The organism is Proteiniclasticum aestuarii (assembly GCF_017368455.1).
GTDB lineage: Bacteria > Bacillota > Clostridia > Clostridiales > Clostridiaceae > Proteiniclasticum > Proteiniclasticum aestuarii.
This window is the reverse complement of sequence record NZ_JAFNJU010000001.1, coordinates 212,041-229,759: the sequence shown is the minus strand read 5'-3', so window position 1 is coordinate 229,759 and position 17,719 is coordinate 212,041. Positions and strand designations below refer to the sequence as shown.

At 43.5% G+C, this 17,719-nt stretch carries 19 protein-coding genes; 17 read left to right on the top strand and 2 right to left on the bottom strand.

The features are described 5' to 3' along the window. The first annotated feature begins 32 nt into the window (after positions 1-32). The 5 genes from J3A84_RS01110 to J3A84_RS01090 all read left to right on the top strand — a co-directional run bounded on the left by J3A84_RS01110 (position 33) and on the right by J3A84_RS01090 (position 4,258). On the top strand, positions 33-482 hold the full coding sequence (locus J3A84_RS01110; RefSeq protein WP_207598152.1) for an Rrf2 family transcriptional regulator: 450 nt from the start codon (positions 33-35) through the stop codon (positions 480-482). Continuing rightward, a complete protein-coding gene (locus J3A84_RS01105) occupies positions 475-1,626 on the top strand; it encodes a cysteine desulfurase family protein (RefSeq protein ID WP_207598151.1) in 1,152 nt (383 codons plus the stop codon). Before J3A84_RS01110 ends, J3A84_RS01105 begins: the two co-directional genes overlap by 8 nt. Before the next feature lie 36 nt (positions 1,627-1,662). Then, on the top strand, positions 1,663-2,742 hold the full coding sequence (mnmA, locus tag J3A84_RS01100) for a tRNA 2-thiouridine(34) synthase MnmA (RefSeq protein ID WP_207598150.1): 1,080 nt from the start codon (positions 1,663-1,665) through the stop codon (positions 2,740-2,742). A gap of 122 nt (positions 2,743-2,864) precedes the next feature. Next, positions 2,865-4,040 (top strand): DUF2812 domain-containing protein, encoded by a 1,176-nt coding sequence (locus J3A84_RS01095; protein WP_207598149.1) that lies wholly within the window; start codon positions 2,865-2,867, stop codon positions 4,038-4,040. A 38-nt stretch (positions 4,041-4,078) separates the two neighbouring features. Next, complete coding sequence (locus tag J3A84_RS01090; protein WP_207598148.1) at positions 4,079-4,258, top strand: hypothetical protein; 180 nt, start codon at positions 4,079-4,081, stop codon at positions 4,256-4,258. Between the two features lie 39 nt (positions 4,259-4,297). Here the strand turns inward: J3A84_RS01090 and J3A84_RS01085 are convergent, their stop codons facing one another. Beyond that, on the bottom strand, positions 4,298-4,912 hold the full coding sequence (locus J3A84_RS01085; RefSeq protein WP_207598147.1) for a 4Fe-4S binding protein: 615 nt from the start codon (positions 4,910-4,912) through the stop codon (positions 4,298-4,300). Between the two features lie 95 nt (positions 4,913-5,007). Here J3A84_RS01085 and J3A84_RS01080 point away from each other — a divergent pair, with 95 nt between their 5' ends. Then, complete coding sequence (locus J3A84_RS01080) at positions 5,008-5,673, top strand: Crp/Fnr family transcriptional regulator (RefSeq protein WP_207598146.1); 666 nt, start codon at positions 5,008-5,010, stop codon at positions 5,671-5,673. A 74-nt stretch (positions 5,674-5,747) separates the two neighbouring features. On the opposite strand, the gene J3A84_RS01075 is transcribed toward J3A84_RS01080, so the two are convergent. Next, entirely contained in the window at positions 5,748-6,623 is an 876-nt protein-coding gene (locus J3A84_RS01075) for a general stress protein (RefSeq protein WP_207598145.1), read from the bottom strand. Between the two features lie 598 nt (positions 6,624-7,221). On the opposite strand from J3A84_RS01075, the gene alaS reads away from it, so the two are divergent. The 11 genes from alaS to J3A84_RS01020 all read left to right on the top strand — a co-directional run bounded on the left by alaS (position 7,222) and on the right by J3A84_RS01020 (position 17,680). Continuing rightward, positions 7,222-9,840: an alanine--tRNA ligase gene (gene alaS / locus J3A84_RS01070; RefSeq protein ID WP_207598144.1), complete on the top strand. Its 2,619-nt coding sequence runs from the start codon at positions 7,222-7,224 to the stop codon at positions 9,838-9,840. A 101-nt stretch (positions 9,841-9,941) separates the two neighbouring features. Beyond that, positions 9,942-10,196, top strand: coding sequence for an IreB family regulatory phosphoprotein (locus J3A84_RS01065; protein ID WP_207598143.1), 255 nt, complete (start codon positions 9,942-9,944; stop codon positions 10,194-10,196). Positions 10,197-10,338: 142 nt separating this feature from the next. After that, positions 10,339-10,758 (top strand): Holliday junction resolvase RuvX, encoded by a 420-nt coding sequence (gene ruvX, locus J3A84_RS01060; RefSeq protein WP_207598490.1) that lies wholly within the window; start codon positions 10,339-10,341, stop codon positions 10,756-10,758. A gap of 17 nt (positions 10,759-10,775) precedes the next feature. Next, positions 10,776-11,045 carry a DUF1292 domain-containing protein gene (locus tag J3A84_RS01055; RefSeq protein WP_207598142.1) on the top strand — a complete coding sequence of 90 codons (270 nt, stop codon included), beginning with the start codon at positions 10,776-10,778 and terminating at the stop codon, positions 11,043-11,045. A 1-nt stretch (position 11,046) separates the two neighbouring features. Continuing rightward, positions 11,047-11,544 (top strand): Fur family transcriptional regulator, encoded by a 498-nt coding sequence (locus J3A84_RS01050; RefSeq protein ID WP_207598141.1) that lies wholly within the window; start codon positions 11,047-11,049, stop codon positions 11,542-11,544. After that, positions 11,525-13,192 (top strand): ribonuclease J, encoded by a 1,668-nt coding sequence (locus J3A84_RS01045; protein WP_207598140.1) that lies wholly within the window; start codon positions 11,525-11,527, stop codon positions 13,190-13,192. The genes J3A84_RS01050 and J3A84_RS01045 overlap by 20 nt, the downstream gene beginning before the upstream one ends. Before the next feature lie 16 nt (positions 13,193-13,208). Next, positions 13,209-13,556 (top strand): YlbF family regulator, encoded by a 348-nt coding sequence (locus J3A84_RS01040; protein WP_207598139.1) that lies wholly within the window; start codon positions 13,209-13,211, stop codon positions 13,554-13,556. A 202-nt stretch (positions 13,557-13,758) separates the two neighbouring features. Further along, positions 13,759-15,576, top strand: coding sequence for a translational GTPase TypA (gene typA / locus J3A84_RS01035; protein WP_207598138.1), 1,818 nt, complete (start codon positions 13,759-13,761; stop codon positions 15,574-15,576). 34 nt (positions 15,577-15,610) lie between these two features. Then, on the top strand, positions 15,611-16,633 hold the full coding sequence (gene mltG / locus J3A84_RS01030) for an endolytic transglycosylase MltG (protein ID WP_207598137.1): 1,023 nt from the start codon (positions 15,611-15,613) through the stop codon (positions 16,631-16,633). A 104-nt stretch (positions 16,634-16,737) separates the two neighbouring features. Continuing rightward, positions 16,738-17,319, top strand: a complete 582-nt coding sequence (locus tag J3A84_RS01025; RefSeq protein WP_207598136.1) for a 5-formyltetrahydrofolate cyclo-ligase — start codon at positions 16,738-16,740, stop codon at positions 17,317-17,319. 163 nt (positions 17,320-17,482) lie between these two features. Beyond that, positions 17,483-17,680, top strand: coding sequence for a hypothetical protein (locus J3A84_RS01020; protein ID WP_207598135.1), 198 nt, complete (start codon positions 17,483-17,485; stop codon positions 17,678-17,680). The last annotated feature ends 39 nt before the right edge of the window (positions 17,681-17,719 follow it).

The following is a 17,719-nucleotide window of genomic DNA, read 5'->3' as shown; positions in this document are numbered from 1 at the left end:
ATTTATGGATGAAATGCCTTGGAGGTGTAGAAGTGAAACTATCAACAAAAGGAAGATACGGTGTCAAAGCGATGATGGATCTGGCGATTCATTACGGGAACAATCCGATTTCAATAAAGAGTATTTCCGAGCGTCAGGGGATCTCAGAATATTATCTGGAACAGCTTTTCGCACCCTTAAGACGAGCGAAGCTTGTTAAAAGCGTAAGAGGTGCACAAGGTGGGTATATCCTGAACAGACTGCCCAAAGAGATCACGGTGCTGGAAATCATGGATGTTCTGGAAGGTCCTGTGGAGATCTCGGACTGCCTGACCAATGATGAGTGTGATTATCTGGAAGCCTGTGCCACAAGAGTGCTGTGGGCTAAAATAAGAGATTCCATCAATTCGGTCATGGCGGGCGTAACTCTGCAGGATATGCTCAATGATTACAGAAAAATGCAGGCGACGCCGATCAAAGAGGGGATATTTCTGAATGACTGATTTTATATATCTGGATAATGCAGCCACCACATTCATGGATTATGATGTGCTGAAAGCCATGGAACCCTACTATCTGGAAAAGTATTCCAATCCATCCTCGATTTATTCCTTTTCCAGAGAAAACAAATCAGCCATGAAAAGAACCAGAGATGTAGCAGCGAAGCTTCTGGGCGCAAAACCCAAAGACATCTATTTCACTTCAGGTGGAAGTGAAGCAATCAACTGGGCGATCAAGGGTGTTGTATATGGCAATGAAGGCAAAGGCAGACACCTGGTTTCCACCAGGATCGAGCATCATGCTACCCTCCATGCGCTGGAGTTTCTGGAGAAACAGGGTTATGAAGTGACCTATCTTGATGTGGATGAAACAGGACAGATCGATCTTTCGGAGCTGAGCCGCGCCATCAGACCGGATACTGTTCTTGTAAGCATCATGGCTGCCAATAATGAGATCGGGACCATTCTTCCGCTGAAAGAGATTGGAAGGATCTGCAGAGAAATGGGGGCTTTTTTTCATACAGATGCGGTCCAGGCTGTGGGTGCAGTGGAGATTGATGTGGAAGAGATGAATATCGATTTTCTTTCAGCATCGGCACATAAGTTTCATGGTCCAAAAGGAGTCGGATTTCTTTATCTCAGAAGCGGAATCGTTATTGAGAATCTCATCCATGGCGGAAACCAGGAAAGAGGCAGACGATCCGGTACGGAGAATGTGGCTGGAATTGTAGGAATGGGCAAAGCACTGGAAATTCTCATGGCAGAAAAAGAAGAGAAAAACGGAAGGCTGACATCGCTTCGCAATCAGCTCACAAAGGGGCTTCTGCAGATAGAAGGAAGCAGACTGAATGGCCCTAAAGGCGTAGACAGGCTTCCGAACAACGTGAATATCTCCTTTTCCGGGGTGGATGGTGAAGCCCTGCTCATGAATCTTGATCTGGCTGGGATTTTAGCTTCATCAGGCAGTGCGTGCACCTCTGGTGCCATCGATGAGTCTCATGTGCTCCAGGCCATCGGAGTAGAAAAGGAATATATCCGAGGCAGTCTGAGATTTACCCTGAGTAAATACAATATGGAAGACGAGGTCGAAAAGACCATAGAAACAGTAAAAGAAGTTGTAATGAGACAAAGAAAAATCGGAAGATAGCTCATTGTGTGTGAATAAACAGAGTAAGGTGAAAAGATGAAAAAGAGAGTAGTACTGGGTATGTCAGGTGGAGTGGATTCCGCCGTTGCGGCATACCTGTTAAGAGAGCAGGGTTATGAGGTCATCGGTGTGACCATGCAGGTCTGGCAGGATGACAATGGGTTCAAGGAAAGAGAAGGCGGATGCTGTTCCTTGTCTGCAGTGGATGATGCCAGAATGGTTGCAGATACTTTGGACATTCCGTTTTATGTCATGAATTTCAAAGAGGTATTCAGGGAAAAGGTCATTGATTACTTCATGGAAGAATACATAGAAGGCAGAACACCGAATCCCTGCATAGCCTGTAACAAATACATCAAGTTTGATGAGCTTCTGCATCGTGCGGAAACGCTGGGGGCTGATTACGTGGCCACAGGTCATTATGCCAAGATCTATGAGAAAGATGGCAGAATGGTGATTGAAAAGGCGGATGACGATACGAAGGATCAGACCTATGCGCTCTACAACCTGACCCAGGAGCAGCTTAGAAAGACACTGATGCCCTGCGGAGAGTTCAAGAAGAGCAGAATCAGAGAAATCGCCAAAGAGATGGACCTGGGGGTTCACAACAAGAAAGATTCCCAGGAAATCTGTTTCATCGATGACAACGATCATGGCAGATACATCTACGAAAAGAAGCCTGAGCTGAAAATGCCTGGAAATTTTGTGGATCCGGAAGGAAAGGTACTGGGACAGCATAAGGGTATTGCCTATTACACCATCGGACAGCGTAAGGGATTAGGTCTTTCTTTAGGAAGACAGGTATTCGTGTCCAAGATCGATAAGGATACCAATGAAGTGGTTCTCACAGATGAAAGTGCACTGTTCAAGAATACCCTCATCGCCCATGATCTGAACTGGGTTTCAAGGGATGAGGTCCAAGAGCCCTACAAGGCCAAGGCGAAGATCAGATACTCCGCAAAACCCGCAGAATGCACCATCTATCCTTTGGAGGACGGTAAGGTGAGAGTTGTGTTTGAAGAGAAGCAGAGAGCCATGACAAAAGGTCAGGCTGTGGTGTTCTATGAAGACAACTTCGTCTTGGGCGGAGGAACCATCTACGCAATTGAAGACTAGCAAGAGAGGAGCTTATCATATAAGCTTCTTTTTTTATAGCTCGTTGACCGCAGGATAGAATGAAGGTATGATAAGAATATAACATTTTATAGTTCAGAAAGATCAGGAGGAGGCAGCAAGGCATGGCAAAAAGATTCTGGGTACCCTATGCAGCCTATGATGTGGAAAGCATCAGGATGTGGCTGGAAGAGAAAGCGGACGAAGGCTATCGTCTCAAAAAGATGAAGCCTTATTTTGCTGTCTTTGAAGAGACCGACAGAGAGCATCTGAAGTTTCATCTGGAACCTACGCTGAAGGATGCCAGGGAGCCCGAAAGCGAAGTGGTGGAAGCCCATGCTGACAGAGGATGGACCTATGCAGGGACCCTTGCGGATCACTTTCATGTGTACTACGCAGAGAAAGATACACCGGATTTCTATACGGATCCCCATTCAGTGAAATGGAAATATGAAGAAAAGCTGAAAAAGGAAAGATGGGGGATATTCTGGTCGATTCCAGGATTTCTGCTGCTTTTTCTTCTGGATCTGGACTTTCTGAATGGATTCAGTGATCCGATTTTATGGATTCTCCAGAATCTCCAGGTGTATCATCTACTGTATCTTTCCTTTATTGTCTTAGGCCTTATGACAAAAGTCATCACCTATCGAAGGCATAAGAAATATGTGGAAAACTTGGATGAGAAAGAAGACTTTCAGACCCCATCCACTGGGATTTTCAGAATGGTGAATCTCATGGGGAACTTTCTGTTCTATGGTGCAGCCATAGGTATTCTCCTCTTTGCGTTTTCAGCAGATCAGGAAATGTATGGCTACCGCGAGATTGAGAATCTTGATTTCGAACCCGTGATTACACTGGAGGAGATTGAAGAGCTGAAGGATCCCGATTTCAGGGAGGAAGAGCCTTTCGATTATGGAAATTATGCCAGTGTTCGAAAAAGCATATTTCTGAACGATCAGATAGTGATTGATGAAAATCTGTGGATCATCAACCGGTACAGTCCGGGACTGCAGACCACATATTATCAGGTGTCTTCTCAGTGGATACTGAATTTTTTCGAAGACAGGCTGATCAGCCGGGTGGAGAAAAGCACTGGTGACACAGATTCCATCAAAGAGACGTACGGCAACGTATCGGTCAGCTATTTTGATGTGCCTGAACTTAGGACCATGATTCTACGCATGGAGGATCGACTGATGGTGGTGAATTATCGTGGGAGAGTGGACCTGAAGAGCTTCAAGGAACTCATAGCAGAGAGGTTCTCGGCGTCCGTGGAAAGCGCTCTGGCAAAAAGTGAATGAGAAAAGGATCTTCTATGTGCTGAAAGGAGCGTACAGTAATGAAATTCAAACCAAGGACTTTGATGATTGCGGCCTTATTCGTGGCGGTATCGCTGATCTATTACTTCATCTATCGAAATGATACCTTCTTCATCGGTGCCACCATGCTCATCATGGTGCTATGGCTGCAGCTCTCAGGAGGATGGAAGCCTAAAAGAAGAAAAAAAGAAGAAAAATAAGCAAATAGAATAGACCCGTGAGGGTCTATTTTCATGGGATTATTTATAGGAAATGGCATTGGTAGGACAGGAACGGATGCATTCTCCGCAGACGAGGCATTCGTCTTTCAGAATCTCATGCTTGTCTTTTCTGATTACAGCCTTGGATGGACAGACTTTCGCACATTTTGTGCAGTTGACACACAAGTCGGAGGATATGGTTATAAAATACTTGGCTTTCTTTGACGGAAAGCTGAGGAAAAGTCCATAAGGGCAGAGAAAGCGGTGCCAGAGTTCTTCATGGAAAAACAAGGTCAGGATGGCACCTAGCAGCACCATGGCTGGAAGTACAGGGAGTTTTTTTCCTGATACTACTGATATCAGAAACAGACTGATCAAGAGAACCAGAACCACTATGCGTGTGGCTGGCTTTTCCAGCAGAGGGGACACTTCATGATCTTTCAGATGCAGTTTTTTCTTGATCCATTTAACAGGCTTCATGAGGGTGTTGATGGGACAGATGTACCCGCAATAGATCCTGCTGAATGCAAAAGCGAAGATCATGGAGGCCACAAAGAGAATCATCCAGATCTGGGGTTTTCCAAGAAATACAAGAATACCGAATAGAATCAGAAAGAATATCTGGATGGCCACTTGCGTACTTTTCGTTGTCATAATTCATACCTCACATAATTGAATATTGATTTATCTATAGCATACTGCTACTATGAAGAATATAGTGTTACCGTGGTAACTAGAGGGGTGAGTTCATGAAACTGAATGATTATATGGAAGATCTTGCTCAGCTCCCTCTTTTCGAAGATTTCAGAAGAGACGACCTGAGAAATCATCTTATGGAAAGAGGGACTGCACTGCACAGATATCTAAAGAATGAAATGATCTATCTGCAAGGACAGACTGCATCCAAGATGGATATTGTCCTCTCAGGGAAAGTTTCAGTACAGAGACTGGATGAAAACGGCAATGTGCTGAGAATCGAGGACTTCAGAAAAGGCTCTCTCATCGGGGCCAATCTCATTTTCTCTACTTTCAGTACATATCCCATGACTGTCGTTTCTGAGGAGGAAACAGTGCTTCTTTCTTTGGATGCGCCACTGATTCTGAAGCTATGCACTCTGAACAGGGACTTCATGGTGCAGTTTCTCAAGGCGGTTTCAGATCGCACACTTGTGCTCACAAATAAGATTGAAGAGATTTCTCCTGGTACACTGCGGAAAAAGCTTCTGGATTATCTTACCTACGAACAGAAATTCCAGAAAAGCAGCTGCATCGTCCTGGATGGCACCAAAAAGCAGCTTGCGGAAAGGCTGGGGGTACAGCGGACTTCCCTGAGTCGTGAACTCCAGAAGATGAAAAAGGATGGTCTTATTGACTATGACAGAAATACCATAAGGATCAAGAACCTTATTGAATGAAGAACGCAAAGAAAAGGAGACTCCATGTTGTTAGAGTCTCCTTTCCCATTCAAGGGGAGAAATACTATGAAAATTTAAAACTGATCTACATCTCTTAGTTTTTTGTCCAGTTCATAGGGTTTATCGGCTTCAAAAGGCTCATCTTTTTCAAGCTGCCTTTCGTGACCGTCCACGATATGATTAGTGTTTCCTTTTTCCGGATCCTTGTTGATTTCCTTGTTCCAGCCTTTGTCATGGGTGGCGATTCCGCCATCATAAGCTGGATTTTCATTGACTTCCTCGTCATTCTTCTCCAGTATTTTGTCTAAATCTTTGTTTTTATCCACTTCAACAATCACCTCTTCATTTTTTTCCGCATAACTATCTGTCAGATAGCTGGGTTTTCCGGTTTCTTCTGATATACTATCATCTTCATAGGGGGCGCTTCGATCTCTATGCCTGTATGTGTCTCTGTTGAGGCTTTCATTTCTATAAAAATTATCGTATGCTTCATTACGTTTTTCTTCTTTCTCCTCTACAAGAATCAGGATATCACCTTCATTGATGCGTTGCTCATATTCCTTCGCTTCTGTTTCAGGTACACCATAATCAATGAGTGCACCGGCAAGTCCGCCTACGACTCCTCCTGCGAGGGCTCCTGTGATGGCGGCTGCAATAGGACCAGCAGCGACGATGGGACCTACTCCAGGGATAGCCAGAGCGCCAAGACCCAGAAGCAGTCCGCCTAATCCGCCGATGGTGCCTCCGGTTACCGCTCCTGCAGCAGCACCGCTGGCAATGTCCTGTTCATTTGTTATATCATTACCAACTTTATTGACAAGTGTATTATACTTTTCTTCATCCTTAGTGATGATGGAAATCTCCTCATCTCTGTATCCGGATGATCGTAAACCTTCTATGGCTCTTGTGGCAAGCTCTTCGGTTTTGAATATTCCAATGATTTTTTTCATTTTTACCTCCTGTGAATAATCTGAATTTCACATATTGAAATTGACTATGTAATAATGATATCGCTTCAATTGGAACTGACCATGACTGTTTTATAAACAAGTGGATAATTGACTGAAAACAATACTTCATGAAATTAATGAATTTTCAAAATTGATCTGCAGTCTATGAACCATAAGGCCATATTATGAAGGGATTGTTGATAAAGGGTTTCAATATCTGCAGCAGTACTCAGCCTATTGTGATGTTTCTCTTCTGATGCTGCGTCTGCCATGGGTTCTTTCTTTAATATGTGGATATGTAAATGATTGACTTTATGGAAGCTAATGAGTATACTTTAAAAGTAAACAGTGAATACTGGATGTTGAAGAGAATGAGTACTCATCGGAATCTACCATTTAGAGAAGAGGCGGCTGGTGAAAGCCTTCGGAGAGAGATGACGAAGCTGTCTTGGAATCCGGATCTTTTAAGAGATGAATGCAGCGCATTCATAACTAGGGTGGTACCGCGGAAGCAGAGCTTTCGTCCCTTGCTGGGATGAGGGCTTTTTTGTTGTATTAAATTATAAATAGAGAAGATTAATTTTATGGAGGAAGAATAATGGAAAAACTTACAACCAATGAAATCAGACAGAAATATCTGGACTTTTTCAAAGAGAAGGAGCACTACGTGATGGAGAGCTTTCCTCTGGTGCCAAAGGATGACAAATCACTCCTTCTGATCAATGCGGGCATGGCACCATTGAAGCCCTATTTCACAGGTGTGAAGGTTCCTCCTTCAAAGAGAGTGACCAGCTGTCAGAAGTGCATACGAACCGGTGATATTGACAATGTAGGGCGCACGAAAAGACATGCCACATTCTTTGAAATGCTGGGAAATTTTTCCTTCGGCGATTACTTCAAAGAGGAGATCATTCCTTGGGCTTGGGAGTTTGTCACAGAAGTCCTGAAAATCGACAAATCAAAACTCTATGCGACGGTCTATTTTGAAGATGATGAAGCTTTTGAAATCTGGAAGAACAAAACAGATATCAATCCAGACCGCATATTCAGACTGGGAAAAGAAGATAATTTCTGGGAAATCGGTGTAGGTCCATGCGGCCCATGCTCGGAAATTCATTATTACAAAGGTACAGATGAAATAAAGACCACGGACGATTTCATCGCAGCCTCTGATCGGGATGAGATGACTGAATTCTGGAACCTGGTATTCACACAGTTCGATAAGGATGAAGAAGGAAACTACAATCTTCTGGCAAATCCGAATATTGATACGGGTATGGGGCTGGAAAGAATGGCCACCATCATGCAGGGTGTAGACTCCATCTTTGAGATCGATGTTCTGAAAAACATCATTGATAAAGTCACGGAAGTCACCGGAAAAGCTTATGGGAAGAACAAGGCAGAAGATGTTTCCATAAGAATCATCGCTGACCATGCAAAAAGCATCGCTTTTCTCATCGGAGATGGCGTACTTCCATCCAATGAAGGCAGAGGCTATGTACTGAGAAGACTGTTAAGACGTGCAGCAAGACACGGCAGAGTACTTGGCCATAAGAAACTCTTCCTTAATCAGATCATTTCTGCGGTGATGGAAAGCTATGGAAAGGCATACCCGGATCTTCTGGAGAGAAGAGAGTATATCGAAAAAATCGTGGACCTGGAGGAGAAGAAGTTCCATGAGACGCTGGATGCGGGCATGGAGATGCTTCTGGGATTCGTGGAAGAAACGGAAGGCGATACTTTCAGTGGAGAACATGCATTTAAGCTCTACGATACCTATGGATTCCCTCTGGAGCTGACGGAAGAAATCATCGCTGAAAAAGGAATGAAAATCGATCTGGAAGCATTCAGGAAGGAAATGAATGATCAGAGGCAGAGAGCCCGTGCTGCCAGAGGAGAAAGCTCCTATATGGGTTCTGAGAATTCGGGTATAGACGTACTGGAGGAAGCTGTTTCGACTACGTTCACTGGATACTCTTCTTTAAGTGATGATGCTGAGATTGTATTCATCTATAATGAGGATGAGCTGGTGGAACATCTGGAAGCCGGGCAGAAGGGTTATGTGGTTTCGGACCGGACTCCATTCTATGCAGAGATGGGTGGTCAGGTAGGAGATGTGGGCTTCATCGCTGGAGAGGCGTTCAAAGCGGAAGTGCATGATACACGAAAGAGCAGAAACGGAAATACCGTGCACCTTGTTGCGGTATTGGAGGGGAATCTGACTAAGGGCAAGGCGAATTTCCAGGTAGCAGAAGCGGTTAGAAAGAGCACAGAAAGAAATCATACCGCAACACATCTGCTGCATAAAGCCTTGAAGATGGTTCTCGGCAGTCATGTGAATCAGGCCGGTTCAGTGGTGCAGCCTGATAAGCTGAGATTTGACTTCAATCATTTCCAGCCCATGACGGAAGAAGAAATAAGAAGCGTGGAACAGATTGTCAATGAAGAGATTCTGAAGGCGACACCTGTTTCTACTGCACTCATGTCCATGTCTGATGCGAAAGCTTCCGGAGCCATGGCACTCTTTGACGAGAAGTACGGTGACGAAGTACGCGTGCTTTCGGTAGGAGAGTTCTCAATGGAACTCTGTGGTGGAACCCATGTGAAGAATTCCGGGGAAATCGGGCTATTCAAAGTGACTTCCGAAGCGGGAATCGCATCGGGCGTAAGAAGAATCGAAGCAGTCACCGGGATGAATTCCTTTGAACTGTTCAACCAGAAGGAAAAAACGCTGAGTGAGCTCCAGGATCTTCTCAAAGTAGGGAAGAATGAGATTGTCAACAAAGTCTCAGCGAACTTACAGGATATGAAAGCGCTGCAGAAAGAACTGGAAGAGACAAGAAAAGCGCAATCTCTGGGATATGTGGATGAACTTCTGAAGATGAAGGAAGAAGTTCATGGAGTTCAGCTTGTCCGAGGAGAAGTGCAGAATGTAGAGGCCGGAGATCTGAGAGATCTTACCGAGAAAATTCTGGATAAACTCCAGTCAGGGATCGTTGTACTGGCAGCCAAAGGGGAAGGGAAGGTCAATTTTTCCGTCATGATCTCAAAAGATAAAGTGAAAGACGGATACCATGCTGGAAAGCTGATCAAGGAAATTGCAGCCATTGCCGGTGGCGGCGGTGGTGGCCGACCTGACATGGCTCAGGCAGGCGGAAAGAAACCTGAAATGCTGCAGGAAGCACTTGAAGCCGTAGAAGAACTCCTGAAGAAATAAGTTAATTCTGAAGTTGTCTATACAATTTAACCAGAATAATTTATAATATAGATAGTAAGGTACTATTTTCAAGGGGGTGAAGCTGCGAAGCAGCGTTGTTTATGAACAATAAAGATCATACCATGCAATTTGACTTTGAGAATGATAAGAAAGATCTGACCAAAGCGATACTTGAAGAAGTATATAATGCGCTCAACGAAAAGGGATACAATCCCGTAAATCAGCTGGTTGGATATATCATTTCCGGCGACCCGACGTACATCACAAACTACAATGGAGCAAGAGCCCTAGTAAGAAAGCTTGAGAGGGATGAAATCCTTGAAGAGGTTCTGAAATCCTATTTAAACATTAAGTGATAGGAAGGGATACCTTGAATAAGGTATCCCTATTGCTTTTATTCTCATTATGTGCAAGAATGATACGATAAAAACATAAGGTTTTTTAAGGAAAGTTTGATACAATATAATAGTATCAATTTGAAAGGATTTAAATTTATTGATGAGGTATATTGGACTGGATGTAGGCGATAGAACCATAGGGGTTGCGGTAAGCGATCCGTTAGGGTATACCGCCCAAGGAATAACTACTGTGAGAAGAAAGTCGCTTGAAAAGGATTTTGAAAAACTTCGAGAGATTTTCAAGGATTATGAGATTCTGGGAATCGTTGTGGGACTTCCTAAAAACATGAATGGAACCATTGGACCCCAGGCTGAAAAAGCCATGGAGTTCGGCAGGGTTCTTGAGGAAGAATTCGGACACAAGGTGATTTACTGGGATGAAAGGCTTACAACCATGGCTGCACACAGAGCCATGCTGGAAGCGGATATGTCCAGAAAAAAGAGGAAAACTCTGGTGGATAAGATTGCAGCCACCTATATACTTCAGGGATATTTAGATAAAATTAGCAGCACAAAATAAACAAAGAGGTGAAAATTATGGAAGACATGACAGATTTAATTGTACTGACGGATGAAGACGGAAATGAAGTGGAAGTTGAAGTCGTAACAAGAATGGAAATAGAAGATGTTGAATATTTCATCGTTTCTCCCGTCGAAAGTGATGAGGAAGAACCTGTATTTACAGCCCTCAAGGTTGTGTATGACGAAGAGGGAAATGAATTTTTCGAAACCGTTGAAGATGATGTAGAAATCGCCATGATTGAAGAGGCATACAGCGTTATATTCGACGAAGACGGACTGAATTAATATGGTAACCACTTATACCAGAGAGGATATTCAGACCATAACCAGTAAACTTAAGAAAAGCGGTTATAAGCTGACACCCCAGAGACAGGCGATTGTTGATGCAATCATCGAAAGTGTGGGGGAACATCTGACCGTGGAAGAATTATTTGAAATCGTAAAGGTGAAGAGGCCGGAAATCGGTCTTGCCACTGTTTATAGAACAATCATGCTGATGCATGAGGAAAATATTGTTACACGACTGGATCTTAAAGACGGAACTGCGAGATATGAACTGACCAGGTCAGATGAAGAACATACACATCATCACCTGATCTGCATAAGATGTTCCAAAGTTTACGAGTTCATGGGTGACCTCCTGGATCCTCTAGAAGAGGAGATTGGTAGAAAGTATAAATTCAGGATTCTCGATCATAGCCTTAAATTTTACGGTATTTGTAATGAGTGCGCTAAAGAGGAAGAACTTAAGGAGGAAACAAATAATGGCAAAAGAGAAGGATAATGTTAAAATTATACCTCTTGGCGGTACGAACGAAATTGGCAAGAACATGACAGTAATAGAATACAAGGATGAAATCATCGTGGTGGACAGTGGTTTGAAGTTCCCGGATGATGACATGCTCGGTATTGACGTTGTCATTCCTGATATTACTTATCTTGTTAAGAATCAGGAAAAAATCAAGGGTATTTTCATAACCCATGGTCATGAAGACCACATAGGAGCACTGCCATATGTGTTGAAGCAGATCAATGTTCCTGTATATGCAACAAAGCTGACAGCAGCTTTGATTAATCTGAAACTTACGGAGCATCGCATCCAGGATGTGGTGACAGTGAATATTGTGAAGGCAAAAGATGTGATTAAACTGGACAAGATGTCCGTTGAGTACATTAAAGTCAATCACTCCATTGCAGATTCCTGTGCGCTTGCAATACATACTCCACTGGGCGCCGTAGTGCACACAGGGGACTTCAAGATAGACTATACTCCCGTTGATGGAGAAGTCATCGATCTGCAGAGATTTGCGGAATTAGGAAAAAGAGGAGTGCTGGCCCTTCTATGCGATTCAACAAACGTTGAAAGAGAAGGATTCACCATCTCTGAATCTTCTGTGGGAGACAGTTTTAAAAGAATATTCCACGGTGTTCAGGGGAGAATCATCATATCTACTTTTGCGTCTAATATCCATAGAATACAGCAGATCATAGAAGCGGGTATCGCTGCGGGAAGAAAAATCGCTGTTTCAGGAAGATCGATGGAAAACATCATTCCCATCGCCATTGATCTGGGATACATCCATATCGATGAAAAGCATCTGATTTCCATTGATGATGTGAAGAAATATCCGGACAATCAGATTGTGATTGTAACCACAGGCAGCCAGGGAGAACCTATGGCGGCGCTGTCAAGAATGGCCAACAACATGCACAGGAAAATCCAGGTGAAACAGGGTGATACAGTTGTATTCTCTTCCTCACCGATTCCAGGTAATGAGAAGCCGATTTTCAGAACCATAGATAAGCTTGCACAGCTTGGTGCGGAAGTGGTTTACGGAAAGCTGGAAGCCATTCATGTATCCGGCCATGCATGCAAAGAAGAAATCAAACTGATGCATACTCTGACAAAACCGAGAAATCTGATTCCTGTTCATGGAGAATACAGAATGCTGAGAGAGCACAGAGATCTGGGCATGAAGCTCGGATTAAGCGGCAACAACATTGTGATTCCTGAGAATGGAGACGTCATCGAGGTATTCAGAAAGGGCATCAAAAAGGTAGGTACTGTGAATTCAGGACATGTACTCATTGATGGTCTCGGTGTTGGAGATGTAGGAAGAATCGTATTGCGCGACAGAAAGCACCTGTCCGAAGACGGAATCATTACTGTGGTTGTGACCATGGAGAAGGAAAGCGGCTTAGTCGTTGCAGGACCAGACATCATAACAAGAGGATTTGTATATGTGAAAGAAGCGGAAGCGCTTATGGACAGTTCCAGAAAAGTTGTCATGGATGCACTGAGAGAATGTGAAGACAAACACATCACGGACTGGAACATCCTGAAGAACATCATCAAGGATACACTGAAGAATCATCTTTTCGAGAAAACCAAGAGAAGACCCATGATTCTACCGATCATCATGGAAGTGTAATAGGAGGGCAGATAAGTTGAATATTTATGACAAATTCAATGAATTGGCAGCCGAGCTGAAAGTGAACCCGGATGTGGTCGCCTTCAGAGAAGCAGCTCTAAAAATTCAGTCTGATGAAAAGAAGACCAAAATGCTGGAGGATTTCAGAAAAATTCAGATTGCAGCTTATACCGAATCTATGGAGAGTGGAAAGGTTTCAGATGAAACCACAGAACAGATGCAGAATTTCGCATCTGTCATCAAGACCAATCCTGATATCAACGAGTATCTGCAGGCGGAAGTAAGATTCTCCATCCTGTTTGAAGATATGATGAAAATCATCAATGATGCCGTCGGTGTGGATGTCATCGGAGCAGGGAAATAAAAGCAGCCAAAACAGAATGATGATATGAGAAGCAGTGAGATGTAATCTTGCTGCTTTCTTCATTCATTGCCATGATTCACGTGAATATGCATAAAAATTTCAGCGTAAACCGGTTACATGAGAGAACGAAGCTGTAAACTTCCCACAGGGCAATGTTTTTATGCTATAATACATTGTTAGATACAAAAAATGGAGGAATAAGATGTCATATAAGAGAGAGAATGTCAGAAACATAGCAATTATTGCCCACGTTGACCATGGTAAAACCACACTGGTGGATGCTATGCTTAGACAGTCCAATAACTATAGAAGTAATGAAAAAGTAGAAGAAAGAGTGATGGATTCCAATGATCTGGAAAAAGAGAGAGGAATTACGATTCTTTCCAAAAATACATCCATAACGTACAAGGGTTATAGAATCAATATTGTCGACACACCAGGTCATGCTGACTTTGGTGGGGAAGTGGAAAGAGTACTTATGATGGTGGACTCTGTACTGCTTGTTGTGGACTCCAATGAAGGAGCCATGCCTCAGACGAAGTTCGTATTGAAGAAGGCGCTTGAAGCCGGACTGAATCCAATGGTTGTTGTAAACAAGATCGATAAGAAAGACGCCAGACCGGATGAGGTCATCGATGAGGTCTTTGACCTTTTCGTGGAGCTTGGTGCAACGGATGAACAGTGTGATTTTCCGATCATCTACGCATCCGCGAAAGATGGATATTCAGGCGAGAGCACTGATGATGAAATGACGGACATGATTCCTCTGCTTGATAAAATCATAGATTATGTGAAACCACCTGAAGGAGATATTGCTGGCCCCCTTCAGATGCTGGTTACAACGCTGGACCATAACAACTTTGTGGGAAAGATCGCCATCGGTAAGATTGTAAGAGGTATTGCTAAAAGAAATCAGCCTATTGCAATAATTGAAACAGATGGTACGATTAAGAAGACAACCATATCCAATCTCTATCTATATGATGGACTAAAGAGAGTGGATACAGAAGAAGCTGCCATAGGCGACATCGTTGCGATTTCAGGGATCGGTGATGTTCACATCGGTGATACCGTGACAGATGCCAATGCGCCGGAAGCACTGCCTTTCGTGCATATTGATGAACCGACACTATCCATGAATTTCATGGTCAATGATTCTCCCTTTGCTGGGCAGGATGGAAAGTTCATCACCTCCAGACATCTTAGAGACAGACTGATGAAAGAGCTGGAGACCAATGTCTCTTTACGTGTGAATGAACTCACACCGGATACCTTTGAAGTTTCAGGCCGAGGAGAACTCCATCTTTCCATCCTCATTGAAACCATGAGAAGAGAAGGATTCGAGCTTCAGGTATCAAAGCCAAGAGTCATCAATAAAGAGGTTGACGGGGTAACCATGGAGCCGATGGAATACCTGACCATCGACGTACCAGAAGAATTCATGGGTAATGTCATGGAGAAACTGGGGCCAAGAAAGGCGGAAATGGTCAATATGACATCAGCCGTCAATGGATACACCAGACTGGAATTTGTGATTCCTGCAAGAGGACTCATCGGGTTCAGAAATGAATTCATGACCGATACACGCGGAAACGGAATTATGAACCATGTATTCCAGGGATATGAGAAAGTCAAAGGAGAAATGCCTGGAAGAAGCAGAGGTTCTCTGGTGGTGTTTGAAACTGGCGAAGCCATCACCTACGGTCTGTATAACGCTCAGGAAAGAGGAACTCTCTTCATTGAAGCAGGAACACCAGTTTATGCAGGTATGGTCTGTGGAGAATGTTCCAGAGCAGAAGACATCGATGTCAATGTCTGCAAGAAGAAACAGCTGACCAATACAAGATCCTCAGGAGCAGATGATGCCTTAAAGCTGGTTCCTGTAAAGAAAATGACATTGGAGAATTATCTGGAGTTCGCTGCAGAGGACGAAATTGTAGAGGTGACTCCACTTAATATCCGATTGAGAAAGAAGTTCCTTGATCACACACAGAGAAAGAGAGCTGCAAGAAACAAATAATCAATAAATGATAATGAGCCGGGGGGGACGACCATTGAAGAAATTCCTGATTTTTCTACTGATTTTAGTTCTGGTACTGGGTGGAGCTGCACTTTACGGATGGAACTACTATAACGATGTGGGTGAAAGACCACTGACAACAGATGAAGAGATTATTGAAATCACTGTAGAACCCAACGACAATTTCAGTCGACTGATTACCAGACTGGGTGAAGAAGGTCTCGTGAGAAACGTCCTTCTGACCCGTATTTATTTCAGAATGAATCCCATGGAAACTGCATTGAAACCAGGGACGTTTGAAGTGAATGCCAAAGGAACTTTACATGAAATCATCACCGAACTGAATGAGGGTGAGGATATCTATGAAGTAACTGTGGTGATTCCTGAAGGGCTGTCCATTGATCAGATGGGGGAAGTCTTCGAGGAGAAGGGACTGTTTACCAAAGAAGAATTCATTGAAGCCACCAGGAGCTACATCGTGCCCAGCTGGCTGGAAAATATTGAAGAGAGAAGACATGTGCTGGAAGGATTTCTTGCACCTGCCACGTATAAACTCAAGATCGGTCAGACACCTGGATATGTTGTGGACGTCATGTATAAAGCTTTTGTCAACAGAATGTATGGTGTCATCGAAGAGCTTGGAGAAAATCTGCCCACATCTGAGTGGAACGAGATTGTGACCATTGCTTCCATGATCGAACGTGAAGCGGCCAACACAGCTGAAATGCCTAGAGTAAGTTCTGTGATCTACAATAGACTTACAAAGGGGCAGAAGCTGCAGATTGATGCCACTGTAGTGTATGCCCTTGGACTGACCTCCAAGGACAAAGTGACACTCGATGATCTGAAGGTGGAATCGCCATTCAACACCTATCATGTCAGCAGTCTGCCTATAGGGCCCATCTCCAATCCGGGTGCGGCAGCTATCAGAGCTGCGCTGAAGCCAGAGAATACAGAGTATTTCTATTATGTTCTGGATCCTTCCATCGGGGAGCATTTCTTCACAGATGACTATAATGTGTTTCTGCAGAAGAAGAATGAATTTGCTGGTGAATAATCTGAAATCCTCTTATCCCGATGACGGGATGAGAGGATTTATTTTTGATTTGCAGAATAATGATGCTAGAATAGGACTAGAGTAAAAAACGTTTGGAGGATGCCATGTTACAAGTAGATCCAATAATCAGGCAGGAGAAGAAGGAGCTGAGAAAAGAGCTCATTGAAAGACTGAAGAGTTTAGATGGAGCTTACAGGAAAGAAGCTTCCGAGAAAATGCTTAATGAAATCATCACCCAGAAGGATTATCTCCTGGCGGGCACGATTTTCATTTATGTGGGAACAGAGATTGAGGTGGACACCAGTCTCATCATTAAGGATGCCCTTGCCAAGGGAAAGAAGGTGGTTGTGCCCAAAACCATCGAATTGGGTCATATGGAAGCCTGTGAAATAGATTCCATGGAAGATCTTCATCCTGGAAGACATGGTATTCTGGAGCCTGAAAATACCCTATACAGACTGGAACCTGATAAAATAGATGTGGCATTCATACCCTGTGTCGCCTATACAGGAGAAGGGTACAGATTAGGATATGGGGGCGGATTCTATGACCGGTTTCTTCCTAGAGGAAAATTCAAGAGAATTCTGCTGGCATTTGGCGCCATGGAAGTGAAGAAACTTCCTGTTGATCATTTTGATGAGAAAGTCCAGGGGATTCTTACAGAAAAAGGGTATGTAGAAGTATAGATCCATGAAAAAAGAGCCTACGGGCCAATGTCATTAAGTTAAGAAAATCAGTGTATGGAAATCATACACTGATTTTTTAATGGAAATATCAAGAAAAAGCTTGATAATCATCATCAAAATGCGACGAAGCCCTTTGGATATAGAGATTTGAAGGAGGGCTATCATGCCGAAACAAACTTTCCCCACTGTTGTTCGAAAAAAGCTATTTACTGATGTTGATGACCATAATGCACGAAAACATGAGTTTCTCTCTAATCCAGAACGAGATTTTACGCGCCGTCGTAAGCTGTCTCTAGACAATATGATTAAAGTGGTTTTTACAGTCTGTCGTGTAGATACTGATGATATCTTCCAGATCTGAACTCTAATCTCTGATCAGAGTACAGATCTCACGCTTTAG

Coding starts and splice junctions, on each gene's coding strand:
- J3A84_RS01105 (WP_207598151.1), top strand. CDS start 475: ATGACTGATTTTATATATCTGGATAATGCAGCCACCACATTCATGGAT.
- mnmA (WP_207598150.1), top strand. CDS start 1,663: ATGAAAAAGAGAGTAGTACTGGGTATGTCAGGTGGAGTGGATTCCGCC.
- J3A84_RS01095 (WP_207598149.1), top strand. CDS start 2,865: ATGGCAAAAAGATTCTGGGTACCCTATGCAGCCTATGATGTGGAAAGC.
- J3A84_RS01090 (WP_207598148.1), top strand. CDS start 4,079: ATGAAATTCAAACCAAGGACTTTGATGATTGCGGCCTTATTCGTGGCG.
- J3A84_RS01085 (WP_207598147.1), bottom strand. CDS start 4,912: ATGACAACGAAAAGTACGCAAGTGGCCATCCAGATATTCTTTCTGATT.
- J3A84_RS01080 (WP_207598146.1), top strand. CDS start 5,008: ATGAAACTGAATGATTATATGGAAGATCTTGCTCAGCTCCCTCTTTTC.
- J3A84_RS01075 (WP_207598145.1), bottom strand. CDS start 6,623: ATGAAAAAAATCATTGGAATATTCAAAACCGAAGAGCTTGCCACAAGA.
- alaS (WP_207598144.1), top strand. CDS start 7,222: ATGGAAAAACTTACAACCAATGAAATCAGACAGAAATATCTGGACTTT.
- J3A84_RS01065 (WP_207598143.1), top strand. CDS start 9,942: ATGAACAATAAAGATCATACCATGCAATTTGACTTTGAGAATGATAAG.
- ruvX (WP_207598490.1), top strand. CDS start 10,339: ATGAGGTATATTGGACTGGATGTAGGCGATAGAACCATAGGGGTTGCG.
- J3A84_RS01055 (WP_207598142.1), top strand. CDS start 10,776: ATGGAAGACATGACAGATTTAATTGTACTGACGGATGAAGACGGAAAT.
- J3A84_RS01050 (WP_207598141.1), top strand. CDS start 11,047: ATGGTAACCACTTATACCAGAGAGGATATTCAGACCATAACCAGTAAA.
- J3A84_RS01045 (WP_207598140.1), top strand. CDS start 11,525: ATGGCAAAAGAGAAGGATAATGTTAAAATTATACCTCTTGGCGGTACG.
- typA (WP_207598138.1), top strand. CDS start 13,759: ATGTCATATAAGAGAGAGAATGTCAGAAACATAGCAATTATTGCCCAC.
- J3A84_RS01025 (WP_207598136.1), top strand. CDS start 16,738: ATGTTACAAGTAGATCCAATAATCAGGCAGGAGAAGAAGGAGCTGAGA.
- J3A84_RS01020 (WP_207598135.1), top strand. CDS start 17,483: ATGCCGAAACAAACTTTCCCCACTGTTGTTCGAAAAAAGCTATTTACT.